Consider the following 14,485-nt stretch of genomic DNA (forward strand, 5'->3'; position numbering starts at 1 on the left):
GGAGTCGAGACCGAACCCGGCCGCCGAAGCCGTCTTACCGGGCAGGGATGGTGAGGACCTGACCGACGTTGATCACGTCCGGGTTGGCGATGCCGCTGGCCTGAGCGATCTCCATGTAGCGGGCGCCGTCGCCGAGGAAGCGCTCGGAGATGCCCCACAGGGTGTCGCCGCCGACGACGGTGTAGGTCTGCGCGGCCGGAGCCGGCGGAGCGGCCGGGGGGGCGGGCTCGGGCTCGGGCGCCGGAGCGGCGGCCGGGACCTCGTCGGTGGCGGTCTGCGACGACCACGCGCCGCTGTCGCCGAAGTACACGACGAGGTTGCGGTCGTTCTGCAGCACCAGGCGGCCGTTCGCACCGGAGGTGCGGGTGGACCAGACGCCCTCGTTGCCCGCGTTGTACAGCACGAAGTTGCCGTCGTCCTGCAGGGTCGCGCGGACGGCGCCCTTGCCGTTGGTCTTGGTCGACCACACGGCATCGCTGCCGGCGGACAGCACGAAGTTGCCGTCGTCCTGCAGGGTCGCGGTGTACGCGCCGTTCTGCGAGGTCAGGGACTGTCCGGAGGTGAGGGCGTCGCCGACGTTGAGAGTGTCGCTCATGAGAACCACTTTCGCTCGTGATGGACCAGCGGGCCGTACCCGCCGGTATCCACACTGTAACCACATTCTCCGGCCAGGCGCTGGAGGCGAAGGGCCCCCGGTTCCGGAGCCTCCGACCGGCCTCCCGAAACCGCTTCGCGCGGGGTGCGACGCCCCGCGGTCGACGAGGGCGGCCGATCCCCGCGGCAGGCGTGCCCCGTGCGGCGGGCGCGCCGATCCACCGAGTCGCCCGCCGCCGGGAGAGACCCGTCGTCATCGCTCGTCCCGCGGCGTGCCGGACCCGACCGATCTGCGAAAACCGTGCGCGGGGACACCGCAATCCGGCGTCGACGTGGCAGAATCGTCGATCAGCGCGGCGAGGGCCGCACCGAGCAGAAGTGAGCGCACCATGGCCGATCTCAACGACCTCCTGAACCGCCTGCCCATCGACGACCTCGCGAAGAAGGTCGGCGCCAGCCCCGACGACGTCCGCGCCGCCGCGGGCGCCGCCCTGCCGACGATGGTCGCCGGGCTGGCCGCCCAGACCCAGGACGAAGCGGGAGCCGACAAGCTGGCCGGCATCCTGGCCAAGCACGACGACGGGCTCGCCGACGGCGCCATCGACATCGACAAGGTGAACACCGACGACGGCGCCAAGATCGTCGGCAAGCTGTTCGGCGACCAGAGCGAGGCCGTCGCCCAGGGCATCAGCGGCGCCGTGCCCGCCGCGGCCGTCGATCAGGGCCTGGTGCAGAAGCTGATGCCGATGCTCGCCCCGATCGTGATGAGCTACGTGATGAGCCAGTTCACCGGCAACAAGGGCGGCCAGAACACCGGTGGCGGCGGCCTCGGCGACCTGCTGGGCGGCATGCTCGGCGGAGGAGGCGGCGGTGGCGGCCTCGGCGGCGTCCTGGGCAGCGTGCTCGGCGGGGGCGCGAAGCAGAACTCCGGCGGCGCGCTCGGCAGCGTCCTGGGCAGCGTGCTCGGCGGAGGCGGCAACAAGGGCGGCGGCAACAACCCGCTCGGCTCCATCCTGGGCGGCATGCTCGGCGGCCGCTAGTCTCGCGCCCCGGCGGAGGACGGAGGAACACGTACCGGGTCGTCGACTCCGGGTGCTCCCCGTACTCCGCTCCCTGAGCCGGGGAGGAACGCAGTGACGAGACGAGTCGAAGGGTCTCGCCGAGTAACGCTCACCGAACCCCTTCGACGCCCGGCACTAGGATCGACTCCCATGAAGCGCGTGCTCCTGTCGGTGGGTGTCCTGATCATCACGCTGATCGGGGTCCTCTTCCCGCTGATCAGCTTCTCGACGTCGTCGGAATCGGTCTCCTCCGACCCGGTGGTGATCACCGACTACAAGGCCGACGTGACGGTGCACGAGGACGGCACCCTCGAAGCCGCCGAGCACGTGACGGCGGAGTTCCCGTACGGCCGTCACGGGATCTTCCGCTTCTGGGACGTCACCGACACCGGCGACGAGGGCGTCCGTCTCCCGCCGGAGGACGTCTCCGTCACCATGGACGGCGGCGCGGTGCCGTTCTCGATGAGCTGGGAGCAGAACGACCGCTTCCGGGTCGCCAAGATCGGCGACCCCGACCGGTACGTGACCCCCGGAACCCACGACTACGTCCTGAGATACAAGGTCGACGGCGTGCTCGCCCCCGGCGGCTCCCCGGCGGACGAGCCCGGGGACACCGCCAGCTGGGGCAGCGACGCGACCTCCCGCCTCATCTGGCGCGTGGTGGCCGACGGCTGGCAGATGACGATGATGAAGTCGGAGAGCATCGTCCGCCTCCCGGCGGAACCGCACTCGTTCACCTGCGCCACCAACCGCGGCATCGACTGCCGGATCACCGCACCCGAGCCGAACACCCGGGTGGTCACCACCGGCCGGCTCCCACCGATGACCGGCGTCGCCGTGCGCGCCGACCTGCCGTTCCCGGCGCCCGAGCGGACCGTGCTCCCGTGGTCCGTCCGATTCGATCCGGTCCTCGGCCGCTCCGTCCCCGGACTGATCGCCGCCCTGGCACTGTCGGCGATCGCTCTCGCCGTCGGCATCTGGTGGACGCTGCGCAGCCGGGAGACGCCGCCGCTGCAGCCCGTGATGTACAGCCCGCCGGAGGACCCGCAGCGGACGGGGCTGGTTCTCGGACCGGCGCAGAGCTACTTCGTCACCTACGAGAAGATGCCCAAGAAGGCGCTCGTCGCCACCCTCTTCCACCTGGCCGAGGAGGGGGCGGTCCGCCTGGAACGCAAGGGCGACGACTGGACCGTGCACTCCACGGTGACCCCCGAGCTGATGGACGAGCTCGATCCGGCCGCCCGTTCGCTGCTCACCTCTCTCGGCCTGACTCGCGCCGGACAGACCTTCCGCGCCGACGGCGGCGTCACGGCGGGCCAGAAACTGAACTCCGCCCAGGGCGGGCTGTCCGGTGCGGTCCAGGGCTGGGGTTCGGCCAGCGGCACCGTCGTGCACAGCAGCTTCGAGAACCTCGGCCGCGGCCTCACCGCGCTCGGCTTCATCCTGGCGGCCGGCCTGCTCCTGATCGGCCTGCTCCCGGCCACCGTCTGGGCGCTGCCGCCGGCCGCGTTCGCCATCGGCGGCGCGGGCCTGTGGACCTCGGGAGTGGGTACCCGTCGTACCCGGCTGGGCCGCGAGGTCTGGTCCCGCGCGGCCGGTTTCGAACGACTGCTCTCCACCCGGTCCAATCAGGAGCGCCTCGACTTCAGCGCCCACAAGGACCTCTACACCGACTACATCCCCTACGCGATCGCCTTCGACTGCGCCGACGCCTGGGCCGACAAGTACCGGTACGCCACCGGGTCCGAGCCGCCCGAGCCGGTCTGGTTCGGCGGCGGCTTCTACGGCGTCCACGGGGTCGGCGGATTCGGTGCGGGCGGGTCGGCGTTCAGCAGCTTCGAGTCGAGCCTGCAGTCGTCGTTGTCGGCCTACAGCGCATCGCAGTCGGCCGGCAGCGGCAGCGGCGGTGGGGGCGGCGGCTTCGGCGGCGGCTTCTCCGGTGGCGGAGGCGGCGGCGGTGGCGGCGGTTCCTGGTGAACGACACCCGGTGAGCGGCACGACCGCCGCCCCGACCACCCGATCACGCGCATAATGGCACCGAGCACCCGAACCGGTCCCGTCCCCGTCACCAGAGGATCCCCATGACCATCGCCCTGATCATCATCGCCGTCGTCCTCGGCCTCGTCGTGCTGCTGGCTCTGTTCGGCATCCTGGGCTTCAACAAGCTGCGCAAGGCCGACATCCTGTGCGAGGAGGCGATGGGCGGCATCGACGTCCAGCTGACCCGCCGGGCCGACCTCATCCCCAACCTGGTGAACACCGTGAAGGGCTACGCCTCCCACGAGGCGGGCGTCCTCGAAGCCGTCACCGCCGCGCGCGCCGGCCTGCAGCAGGCCGCCCAGGGAGACGACGTCGGGGCCAAGGCCGCCGCCGAGGCGCAGATGAGCGGCGCGCTCGGTCGGCTGTTCGCCGTCGCCGAGAACTACCCGCAGCTGCAGGCCGCCCCGAACTTCATGTCGCTGCAGACCGAGCTCGCCGAGACCGAGAACAAGCTCTCCTTCGCCCGGCAGTACTACAACGACGCCGTGTCGCGGCTGAACCAGCTGGTCAAGACCCTGCCGTGGATGTTCTTCGCGCCCATGGCGGGCGTCAGGTCGCGGGATTTCTACCAGGCGCCGGCCGGAAACACCCAGGCCCCGACCGTCCAGTTCTGACGATCGACGCACCGATGCCGGACGGCGCCGTCGTTCCCGATCCCCGGGTACGACGGCGCCGTTCCGTTCCGAGCTCCCGCCCGGCGGCGCTCACTCGTCGTCGTTCAGTTCTTTCGGGTACTGCACCCGCAGCCAGCTGTAGGCGTAGGTCGCCAGGAGCAGCGCTGCGCCGGAACCGAGGAACCACCACAGCCAGACGTTCAGCAGCGAATCTCGGATCGCCGTGACGAGCCACAGCATCGCGCAGAGCACCGTCGTGATCGTCGCCAGGAAACGCGACACCAGCACGAGGGCGGCAGCAGTCGACCAGAGTGCTTCTCGAGCGGCTCGGGACATGACTCCACCTTAACGCCGGAATCGGTCCGCGCGGCGGGCCGAACAGCACGCAGAATGGAGGTCGTGAAAACGCTTCTGAACGTCCTGTGGCTCCTGCTCTGCGGCCTCTGGATGGCGATCGGCTACGTGGTCGCCGGCATCCTCTGCTGTCTCCTGATCGTCACCATCCCGTTCGGGATCGCGTCGTTCCGGATGGCGAACTACGCGCTGTGGCCGTTCGGCCGCACCGTGATCCGCGATCCGCGGGCGGGCGCGGCGTCGACCGTCGGCAACGTGATCTGGCTGATCTTCGCCGGGATCTGGCTGGCGATCGGCCACCTCACCACCGGCGTCGCCCTGTGCCTGACGGTGATCGGCATCCCGCTCGGTGTCGCGAGCTTCAAGATGATCCCGATCGCGCTGTTGCCGCTCGGTGCGCAGATCGTGTCCGCCGACAGCCCGCAGGCCGGCTGAGTCGACCGGACTCGATCGGCTGAGCAGGCTCGATCAGCTCAGCGCGGCGATCAGCTCGGCCTTCTTCATCGACGAGTAGCCCTTGATGCCCTTGGCCTTGGCCTCCGCCTTCAGTTCGGCGACGGTCTTCTTCTTCGACGACGCTGCGGCCTTCACCGGGGCGGGCTCGGCGGCGGGCTCGACCGTCTTCTTCGCGCTCTTCTCAGCCGCCTTCTTCGGAGCAGCCGCCTTCTTCGAGACGGTCTCCTTCTTCGGGGCTTCGGCGGGTGCCTCGTCCTTCTTCGGAGTCTCCGTCTTCGGGGCTTCGGTCTTCGGCGCCTCGGCCTTCGGGGCTTCTGGGGCGGGCTCGGCGGTCTCCGCCGGGGCGGACTCCACGACCGGCTCGGTCGCCTCGGGCTCGGACGCCTCAGGTGCCGGGGCGGGCTCGCTCTTCGCCTCGGTCGGCGGGGCGGGCACGGCCGGGACGGTCTTCTCCACCACCGTGCCGGTGTCGCCGTTGTTGCCGCTCAACGGGTTCCGGGCGGTCACGGCATCACGCAGCGCCATCACCTCGTCAGACAGGCGACTGACTTCCTTGAGCAACCGCTTGATGAGTGCATTCTTCGGCATGATCGCTGACCCTCCCGGGATTCTCGTCGGTGGCCGTCGTTCGACCTGCACCAATTGTTACCCGTCGGCCACCGGAATGTGGAGTATCGACACTGCGGTACATCTCATGCTCCTCGTCGTCCGACACCCCCGTCCGGCCCCGTCGAACGCCGTGCGGACACCGGTCCGGGTGTCGTCCGAAAGTACGAACCTCGGCGTGAAGTGTTGCATCTCGCGGCGTCGGCGACGATGTTCCGATTGACGACTCCTGCCTCACCCCGGCAGGGGTCTGCCGATCAGCCGACACCGCACCCGATGATCCGCAGCAGGGAGAGACCATGACCTATCCGCCCACCGGCGGCCACGGATTCCCACCGAATCCGTACCAGCCGTACCCGCCGCCCACCGCTCCGGTCGCCGTCGCGACGCACAAACGCAACCAGCGCAATCTGACCCTCGCGCTGTCGGCGATCGTCGTCGTGCTCGCCGTGGTCGTCGGACTGGTCGTCAATCAGCTGATCTTCGAGAAGACCGGCGACGCACCGATCCCCGGTCTGACGCTCCGCGCCGCGAACGACCCGGGCGAGGATCCGTTCGTCGAATCCGTGGTGCTCACCAACCGTGTCGATCCGCCGGCGCCGCGGGTCGAGACCGCGAGCGGACACGGCGTGCGGATGGTCAACGGCACGGCCGTCGGCCTGTACGCCACGCCCGGCCGAGCATCGTGCGACGTCGCGGCCCTGGGGAACCGGCTCGCCGCGAATCCGGCCACCGCACGCGCCTGGGCCGACGTCCAGGGCATCCGTCCGCAGGACATCCCCTGGTACCTGGACTCCCTCAGCCCGGTGGTGCTGACCGCCGACACCTGGGTCACCAACCACAGCTACTCCGACAGCGGGGCCCACCCGTTCCAGTCGGTGCTGCAGAGCGGCACCGCGGTCATGGTCGACGCGGCGGGCGTCCCCCGCGTCGTCTGTTCGTGCGGCAATCCGCTGCGTCCGCCGTCCGCCGCACCCATCGGCGGTTTCCGTGTGACCGGCGACCGCTGGCCCGCCTACCGGGTGCAGAACACGTACCGCGTGGCCTACCACAACACCTATGTGACCAACAACACCACCGTGCTGCGCCGCGAGGCCGCCGCGCCGGCCGATCCCGCCGGCTCGCTCAGTCTCGTCACCATCGCAGGGGAGATCATCCGGCAGGCGGTCGGCGGCGGTCTCAACCTCCCGGCGAATCCGCCGGCGGGCATGCGGGACTTCTCGGCGGAGGCCGCGCAGAAGGCCAACGGCGCACCGACGTTCGAGACGGCAGAGGACGCCCAGAACGCCGGTCTGGAGGGTGCCGGTTCGGCGAAGGTCGCCGCCCAGGTGCTCGCGGCCGCTAAGGACAATGGAAACGGTCCGTTCAAGATCGAGGCCTCGGGTGATGTCTCCGCCGGTGCCTCCGCCTCCGGCACGAACCCGTCGAACGGTTCGGCCGCTCGGTCACAGGCCGGCTTCGAGCGCGTCGTCGGCCGCCCAGAGCGTCACGGCGACGGTATTCGGATCGCACGCCACCGACTCCGACGTGATCGAGTCGCTCACCTACGAGGCCGACGGTGACGAGGCGACCTGTAGTTTCCCGGCGAGCTTCACATCGTCCACCGTGACCCCGACCGGGTCCGGCGCCTGCCAGAGCCTGAGTTTCCAGGTCTCCGACCTGCAGGTCGCCACCGCCCTGGCGAAGGCCGCCGCCGATCCGAACCGGGTCTGGAAGGTGTCGGCCGGCGCCGCGGGCGAGATCGCCGTGCTCAGTGCGACGTGGCAGACGCCGGCCGCGACCGAGACCCCCTCCTCGGTCGAGACCACGACGACCACCGAGGAGGCCACGACGACCACCGAGAGCTCGACGACCACCACCGAGGAATCGTCGACGCCGTCCTCGACGCCGGAGACGCCGAGCACCCCGTCGGTCGCCGAGACGACGACGCCGACGGTGACGCCCTCGCAGTGATCGTGCCGACCCGCTGATCGGTTCCCCGACGGCCCGTCTGCCCTCCGGCTCCACCCGAGCCGGGCAGGCGGGCCGTCGTCGTCCGGGCGGCAGGCCGTCCGGACGGAGAGGCCGGCGCCGGCGAGGCGTCGGGGCCGGTCGTCGAGCGCCGAACCGACCGTCGTCCGACGGCTCCCGGTAGGTTCGATTTTCCTAACCCGGTTGTCGATTACTACAAGTTCGCCGATAGAGTTCCCACGTAAGCCCCGGCCACGCCGGGTCCGATGCGCTGCACCGTGGCAGCAAGAGGAGTTGCGAACCCATGAGCGAATTCAGTGGAGCCCTCCAAGAGGTCTACGACGTCGTGTACCGGCGGAACCCGGGCGAGCCGGAGTTCCACCAGGCCGTCGAAGAGGTCTTCGAGTCCCTGGCACCGGTCGTCGAACGTCACCCCGAGTACGTCGACATCCTGACCCGCATGTGCGAGCCGGAACGCCAGATCATCTTCCGCGTGCCGTGGACCGACGATTCGGGCCGCGTGCAGATCAACCGCGGTTTCCGCGTGGAGTTCAACTCGGCGCTCGGCCCGTACAAGGGCGGCCTGCGCTTCCACCCGTCGGTGAACCTGTCGATCGTCAAGTTCCTGGGCTTCGAGCAGATCTTCAAGAACTCGCTCACCGGTCTGCCCATCGGCGGCGGCAAGGGCGGCTCGGACTTCGACCCCAAGGGCAAGTCCGACGCCGAGGTGATGCGCTTCTGCCAGAGCTTCATGACCGAGCTGTACCGCCACATCGGCGACAAGACCGACGTCCCGGCCGGCGACATCGGCGTGGGCGGCCGCGAGATCGGTTACCTGTTCGGCCAGTACAAGCGCATCGTCAACCGTTACGAGTCCGGCGTCCTGACCGGCAAGGGCCTCACCTGGGGCGGCTCGCAGGTGCGTCCGGAGGCCACCGGCTACGGCACCGTCTTCTTCGCCTCGGACATGCTGGGCGCCAAGGGTGACAGCTTCGAGGGCAAGAAGGTCCTGGTGTCCGGTTCGGGCAACGTCGCGACCTACGCCATCGAGAAGATCCACGAGCTCGGCGGCACCGTGATCGGCTGCTCGGACTCCTCGGGGTACGTGGTGGACGAGAAGGGCATCGACCTCGACATCCTCAAGGAGGTCAAGCAGGTCCGTCGCGGTCGCCTGTCGGAGTACGTCGAGCTGCGCGGCAACGGCGCCACCCTCGGCACCGAGGGCAGCCTCTGGCACGTCCCGGCCGACGCCGCGCTCCCCTGCGCCACCCAGAACGAGCTCGACGCCGACGACGCCGCCGCACTCGTCAAGAACGGCTGCAAGGTGGTCGCCGAGGGCGCGAACATGCCCACCACCCCCAATGCGATCAAGATCCTGCAGGGTGCGGGTGTCAGTTTCGGCCCGGGTAAGGCCGCCAACGCCGGCGGTGTGGCCACCAGCGCCCTGGAGATGCAGCAGAACGCCTCGCGCGACTCGTGGAGCTTCGACTACACGCAGAACCGTCTGCGCGACATCATGAGCGCCCTGCACGACAACTGCCTGACCACCGCCGACGAGTACGACGCCCCCGGCAACTACATCGTGGGCGCCAACATCGCCGGCTTCGTCCAGGTCGCCGACGCCATGCTGGCCCTCGGCGTCATCTGACGGACCGACTCACGCACGACGACGCCCCGCCGATCCGAGATCTCGGATCGGCGGGGCGTTCTCGTTCGCACCGGACACCGGATCCGGCTCCGTGCCGAGACGACGTGACTCGACGACCGCCCTCCCCGATCCCGGGCATCGAGAGAAGTGGCGGAGATCTCGTTACACGCCGGCAACAGATACGACACCGAACGTCGCAGAGAATGCGAGACGATTCTGTCTATGAACCCGACTCCAGCCCCCACCGGTGCGGCCGCCTTCGCGCACTATGACGGCGGGATCGAGCAGACCGCGCTCGACGAGATGTTCCGCCCGGACGGCACCGTGCGGCCGCCCTACCGCGGCATCGCGACCGCGCTCTCGGAGCTCGAACCCGCCGACCTCAAAGCCCGCCTGGAGGCGCTCGGCCGCGCCTACATCGACCAGGGCATCACCTTCTCGCTCTCCGGCAAGGAACGGCCGTTCCCGCTGGATCCGGTCCCCCGCGTGCTGTCCGCCGCCGAGTGGACCAAGCTGGAGGCCGGGATCGCCCAGCGGGTCCGGGCGCTGGAGATGTTCCTCGACGACATCTACGGCGAGCAGCGGATCCTGTCCGACGGCGTGATCCCGCGCCGGCTGATCAACTCGTGCGAGCACTTCCACCGTCAGGCCGCCGGGATCCGGCCGCCCAACGGGGTGCGCATCCACGTCGCGGGCATCGACCTGATCCGCGACGAGAAGGGCGACTTCCGGGTCCTGGAGGACAACGTGCGCTCGCCGTCGGGCGTCTCGTACGTGATGGAGAACCGCCGCACCATGGCGCGCGTGTTCCCCGACCTGTTCGCCAACCACCGCGTCCGCGCCGTCCGCGACTATCCGCGTCACCTGTTGAAGGCGCTGCGGGCGTCGGCGCCGTCGGGCGTGACCGAACCCACCGTCGTCGTCCTGACGCCCGGTGTGGCCAACTCGGCGTACTTCGAGCATTCGCTCCTGGCCCGGCAGATGGGTGTGGAGCTGGTCGAGGGCCGCGACCTCTTCTGCCGCGACAACGTGGTCTACATGCGGACCACCGACGGCGAGACCCGGGTGGACGTGATCTACCGGCGGATCGACGACGACTTCCTCGATCCGATGCAGTTCCGCCCCGACTCGATGCTCGGCGTGGCCGGACTGGTGAACGCGGCCCGCGCGGGCAACGTGGTGATCTCCAGCGCCGTGGGCAACGGCGTCGCCGACGACAAGCTGGTCTACACCTACGTCCCGGAGATCATCCGCTACTACCTGGACGAGGACCCGCTGCTCGACAACGTCGAGACCCTCCGCTGCTGGCTCCCCGACGAGTGCGCCGAGGTGATCAACCGGATCGACGAACTGGTCGTGAAGCCCGTCGAGGGCAGCGGCGGATACGGCATCGTGTTCGGCCCGCAGGCCACCCGCGCCGAACTCGACGAGCTCGCCGCGAAGATCCTGGCGAACCCGCGCGGCTGGATCGCCCAGCCGATGGTCTCCCTCTCCACCAACCCGACCATGGTCGGCGACGACCTGGAACCCCGCCACCTGGACCTGCGCCCCTTCGCCGTGAACGACGGCGAGTCGATCTGGGTGCTGCCCGGCGGCCTGACCCGGGTGGCGCTCACCAAGGGCTCGCTGGTGGTGAACTCGTCGCAGGGCGGCGGCTCCAAGGACACCTGGGTGCTCACGACCCGGCGCTCCACCGAGGAGGCCGAGACCACCGGGGGCAAGGTGGAACTGCTCGACGCCGATCTCCCGATGGTCACCGCGCCGCAGATGGATCCGGCCACCGGCACCGCCGAACAGCAGCAACAGCAACAACAGCAGCGGTTGATCACCGAGGAGGTGCCGGTCCGATGATGCTCGCCCGCAACGCCGACTCACTGTTCTGGATCGGACGCTACGTCGAACGCGCCGACGACATGGCCCGCATCCTGGACGTCTCCGTCCAGCAGCTCCTCGAGGACCCGACCGTCGACACCGACCACATGGTGACCCACGTGCTCACCGTGCTCGGCTTCGAACCCGGCGAGGGACCGCACTCGGTGTGGAGCCTGGCCGACCGCGTCGCCTACGACCGCAGCGCACCCGGCTCCATCGTCGATCTCCTCCGGGCCGCCCGCGAGAACGCCCGCGGCGCGCGCGAGGTGATCTCCAGCGAGATGTGGGAGTGTCTGAACGCCACCTACATGGGCCTGAACGAAGCCGAGAGCCGGGCCCGACGACTCGGCCCGCACGACTTCCTCAACCACATCAAGGGTCGCGCCGCGATGTTCGCCGGGTTCGCCGACGCCACCCTCAGCCACGACGACGGCTACAGCTATCTGCTCCTGGGCCGGTCCATCGAACGCATCGACATGACCGCGCGGCTGCTGCTCTCGCGGACCACCGACGACGCGGGCTCGCCGTCGTGGATGAGCGTGCTGATGGCCGCCGGCGGCCAGGACACCTACATCCGCGCGTACCGCGGTGCGGTGGAGGCCGAGAAGGTGGTCGAGTTCATGATGATCGACCGCCTCTTCCCCCGGTCGATCTTCCACACGCTGCGGGTGGCTGAACAGAACCTGGCCGAACTCGACAAACGACCGGACCGGGTCGGCGCGCAGTCCGAGGCGCTGCTGCTGCTCGGACGCGCACGCAGCGAACTGGAGTTCATCGATCCGCGCAAGCTGATGCGCGATCTGCCCGGTTACCTGCTGCACATTCAGAAGACCTGCCGGGCGGTGAGCGAATCGGTGGCCGAGGAACACTTCCACGTCGCCCCGTATGTTTCCTGGACCGACACCGGTCTGGCGACCGGACCCGACGGAGAGGCCGCACGATGACCACCCGACTGCGCGTAGTCCACACCACCGGCTTCGTCTACTCCGAGCCGGTGGTCAAGAGCTTCAACGAGACCCGCCTGACACCCCGCAACGACAGCAGGCAGTCGGTGGTCCTGGAGCACATCGACACCACGCCCCCGGCCCGCCAGTACCGGTACAGCGACTACTGGGGCACCCAGGTGATCACCTTCGATCTGCACACCCCGCACGACCGCCTCGAGGTGGTCAGCACCGCGGTGGTGGAGACCGAGGACGAGACCCGCACCCCCGAGTCGATGGCCGCGAGCTGGGAGCGACTGCGGTCGGCGGAGGTCGTCGACGAGTTCGACGAGATGCTCTGTCCCACCGCGTACACCCCGCACACCGACGACCTGGTGGCGCACGCCCGTGAGGCCGCGGGCGACCTGGCCCCGGCCGCGGCGGCCGAAGCCGTGGTGGCCGAGGTGACCGCCGAGATGCGGTATCTGCCCGGCGCCACCGAGGTGCACACGACGGCCGCCGCCGCCTGGGAACGACGCTCCGGCGTGTGCCAGGACTACGCGCACGTCGCGCTCGCCATGCTGCGCAGCCTCGGGATCCCGGCGCGCTACGTGTCGGGGTATCTGCATCCGAAGGCGTCCGCGGAGGTCGGCGAGACGGTGGAGGGCGAGAGCCACTCGTGGATCGAGATCTGGACCGGCGGCTGGTGGGGCATCGATCCCACCAACGACAAGCCGATCGACGGCCACCACATCTTCATCGGTTCGGGCCGCGACTACTCCGACGTGACCCCGATCAAGGGCATCTACACCGGCGGCGGCACGTCCGAGCTGGACGTGAGCGTCCGGATCACCCGGCTGGCCTGACCTCGACGGGGGGAAGGAGCGCGGCGCCCCTTCGACGCGGCTCGTCGCTGCGCTCCTCCCCGGCTCAGGGATCGGTGGGAAGCACCCCCGATGCTCATCGGCAGGCGCCTCCCCACCGCTCTCCGAAGTACGACGCTCCCTGAGCCGGGCCGCGAACGCAGTGAGCGGACCGCGTCGAAGGGTCCCCGCGCCGCCGTCAATCCGCCAGGACCGCGGGCCCCAGGTAGTCGCACACCGTGAGCGCCAGCGCCAGGTCCATCCGGTCGCCGGGCCGGGGCAGCGTCTCCATCGCCTTGCCGATCCGGTACTTGACCGTGTTGCGGTGCAGCGTCATCTGCTCCGCGGTGCGCACGTGGCTCTCCCCGCAGGCCAGGTACGACGACAACGTCTCGCGCAGGATCTGCGCGTTCGGCGTGGCCGCCGCGAGCGGACCCAGCAGTTCGTGGATCCACGCCCGGGTCGACGGCAGGTCGCGCGCCATCACCGACACCACCGCGACACCCCGGTCGCCGTAGCCCACCACCACCGGTTCGCTGCGCGGGATCACCGTCGCGACGTCGTACGCCGCCCGCGCCTGCCGATGCGAGCGGCGGAAACCCTGCACGCCCTCCCCCGGCAATCCGATCGCCATCCGCAGCCCGGACGGGAGCGAGACGCGGTCGGCGACGCTCGCCGAGTCCGTCGGCGGCACCTTGCTGCCGAACGGGATCCACATCCACACCGTGTTGCGGTCGCTCGCGGTGATGATCGGCGCGGTGGTGGCCCGCAACGCCACCGCCAGCGACCGCGCCGCCCGGTCGATCTCGGTGAGCAGTCCCGACGGGCCCGACGACCACAGGATCACCGCCAGATGGGTGCGGTCGAGCCGGTACCCGGTCTCCACCTCGAAGGCGTCCACCTCGTACTGGGCGGGTTCGCCCTCGCCGTCGAGCAGCTGGTTGACGGTGGACGAGAGGACGTTGCCCTCGGCGCCGATCCAGCGTCGTCGTTCGTTCTCGTAGGCCTGGAAGACGTACTGGGTGATCCAGTCGATGTAGTCGAACATCACCCGCGCGATGTAGCTGGCGGTGCGGATCGCGACCTCGTCGGGCAGCTCCAGTTCTTCCAGCATCTCCCGGGACTGCCGGTTGTACTCGAACTCGCCCATCCGGTAGGCCCGCATCAGCGAGTTCGACGGCACCTGCCGCTGCGCGAGCCGCAGGGCGTACTCCACCGCGGCCGTCGTCGGCTGCAGGTGCGCGATGGGGATCGCGTTGGAGAGCACGTGGTTGATGGTGGTGACGTTGCCCTCCACGCTGGCCCGCAGCAGATCCACCATCACCGGATCCCCGTCGAGATGGTCGATCTCCAGCATCTTGCCGGTCATCCCGTCGATGATGTGCTGTTCCATGTCGCGGAGCCGGCGAGCGATGACCCCGACGGCCGCGCGCACCTGCGCATCGACCGGGTCGGCCGTCGTTCTGGTCATCGCTCGCTCCTCGGTCTCCTCCGGCCTCACGCG

Annotated in this window: 14 protein-coding genes; 10 read left to right on the forward strand and 4 right to left on the reverse strand. The window is 69.7% G+C overall.

Translation table 11 applies throughout. The annotated features are described in order from the left end of the window. Positions 1-34: 34 nt before the first annotated feature. Positions 35-595: a LysM peptidoglycan-binding domain-containing protein gene (locus QM809_RS03995; protein WP_415044527.1), complete on the reverse strand. Its 561-nt coding sequence runs from the start codon at positions 593-595 to the stop codon at positions 35-37. 388 nt (positions 596-983) lie between these two features. On the opposite strand from QM809_RS03995, the gene QM809_RS04000 reads away from it, so the two are divergent. The 3 genes from QM809_RS04000 to QM809_RS04010 all read left to right on the forward strand — a co-directional run bounded on the left by QM809_RS04000 (position 984) and on the right by QM809_RS04010 (position 4,309). Continuing rightward, entirely contained in the window at positions 984-1,634 is a 651-nt protein-coding gene (locus QM809_RS04000; protein ID WP_415044528.1) for a DUF937 domain-containing protein, read from the forward strand. A gap of 171 nt (positions 1,635-1,805) precedes the next feature. Then, complete coding sequence (locus QM809_RS04005; protein ID WP_415044529.1) at positions 1,806-3,632, forward strand: DUF2207 domain-containing protein; 1,827 nt, start codon at positions 1,806-1,808, stop codon at positions 3,630-3,632. A gap of 104 nt (positions 3,633-3,736) precedes the next feature. Then, a complete protein-coding gene (locus tag QM809_RS04010; protein WP_415044530.1) occupies positions 3,737-4,309 on the forward strand; it encodes a LemA family protein in 573 nt (190 codons plus the stop codon). 90 nt (positions 4,310-4,399) lie between these two features. On the opposite strand, the gene QM809_RS04015 is transcribed toward QM809_RS04010, so the two are convergent. Further along, positions 4,400-4,645 carry a hypothetical protein gene (locus QM809_RS04015; protein ID WP_415044531.1) on the reverse strand — a complete coding sequence of 82 codons (246 nt, stop codon included), beginning with the start codon at positions 4,643-4,645 and terminating at the stop codon, positions 4,400-4,402. A gap of 63 nt (positions 4,646-4,708) precedes the next feature. Between QM809_RS04015 and QM809_RS04020 the strand changes: the two genes are divergently transcribed. After that, on the forward strand, positions 4,709-5,098 hold the full coding sequence (locus QM809_RS04020) for a YccF domain-containing protein (protein WP_415044532.1): 390 nt from the start codon (positions 4,709-4,711) through the stop codon (positions 5,096-5,098). A 33-nt stretch (positions 5,099-5,131) separates the two neighbouring features. On the opposite strand, the gene QM809_RS04025 is transcribed toward QM809_RS04020, so the two are convergent. Beyond that, on the reverse strand, positions 5,132-5,707 hold the full coding sequence (locus QM809_RS04025; RefSeq protein ID WP_415044533.1) for a Rho termination factor N-terminal domain-containing protein: 576 nt from the start codon (positions 5,705-5,707) through the stop codon (positions 5,132-5,134). A gap of 317 nt (positions 5,708-6,024) precedes the next feature. On the opposite strand from QM809_RS04025, the gene QM809_RS04030 reads away from it, so the two are divergent. The 6 genes from QM809_RS04030 to QM809_RS04055 all read left to right on the forward strand — a co-directional run bounded on the left by QM809_RS04030 (position 6,025) and on the right by QM809_RS04055 (position 12,984). After that, on the forward strand, positions 6,025-7,287 hold the full coding sequence (locus tag QM809_RS04030; protein WP_415044534.1) for a DUF6777 domain-containing protein: 1,263 nt from the start codon (positions 6,025-6,027) through the stop codon (positions 7,285-7,287). Then, entirely contained in the window at positions 7,253-7,678 is a 426-nt protein-coding gene (locus tag QM809_RS04035; protein WP_415044535.1) for a hypothetical protein, read from the forward strand. Before QM809_RS04030 ends, QM809_RS04035 begins: the two co-directional genes overlap by 35 nt. Positions 7,679-7,979: 301 nt before the next feature. After that, the gene (gene gdhA / locus QM809_RS04040) at positions 7,980-9,323 is read left to right on the forward strand and encodes an NADP-specific glutamate dehydrogenase (RefSeq protein ID WP_415044536.1); all 1,344 of its coding nucleotides are present in this window, start codon (positions 7,980-7,982) and stop codon (positions 9,321-9,323) included. Between the two features lie 222 nt (positions 9,324-9,545). Continuing rightward, the gene (locus QM809_RS04045) at positions 9,546-11,174 is read left to right on the forward strand and encodes a circularly permuted type 2 ATP-grasp protein (RefSeq protein ID WP_415044537.1); all 1,629 of its coding nucleotides are present in this window, start codon (positions 9,546-9,548) and stop codon (positions 11,172-11,174) included. Then, complete coding sequence (locus tag QM809_RS04050; protein ID WP_415044538.1) at positions 11,171-12,139, forward strand: alpha-E domain-containing protein; 969 nt, start codon at positions 11,171-11,173, stop codon at positions 12,137-12,139. Before QM809_RS04045 ends, QM809_RS04050 begins: the two co-directional genes overlap by 4 nt. Then, complete coding sequence (locus QM809_RS04055; protein WP_415044539.1) at positions 12,136-12,984, forward strand: transglutaminase family protein; 849 nt, start codon at positions 12,136-12,138, stop codon at positions 12,982-12,984. The genes QM809_RS04050 and QM809_RS04055 overlap by 4 nt, the downstream gene beginning before the upstream one ends. Positions 12,985-13,180: 196 nt before the next feature. Here the strand turns inward: QM809_RS04055 and QM809_RS04060 are convergent, their stop codons facing one another. Then, on the reverse strand, positions 13,181-14,452 hold the full coding sequence (locus tag QM809_RS04060; RefSeq protein ID WP_415044540.1) for a PucR family transcriptional regulator: 1,272 nt from the start codon (positions 14,450-14,452) through the stop codon (positions 13,181-13,183). Positions 14,453-14,485 lie beyond the last annotated feature (33 nt).

The organism is Gordonia sp. (in: high G+C Gram-positive bacteria) (genome assembly GCF_047600385.1).
Lineage (GTDB): Bacteria > Actinomycetota > Actinomycetes > Mycobacteriales > Mycobacteriaceae > Gordonia.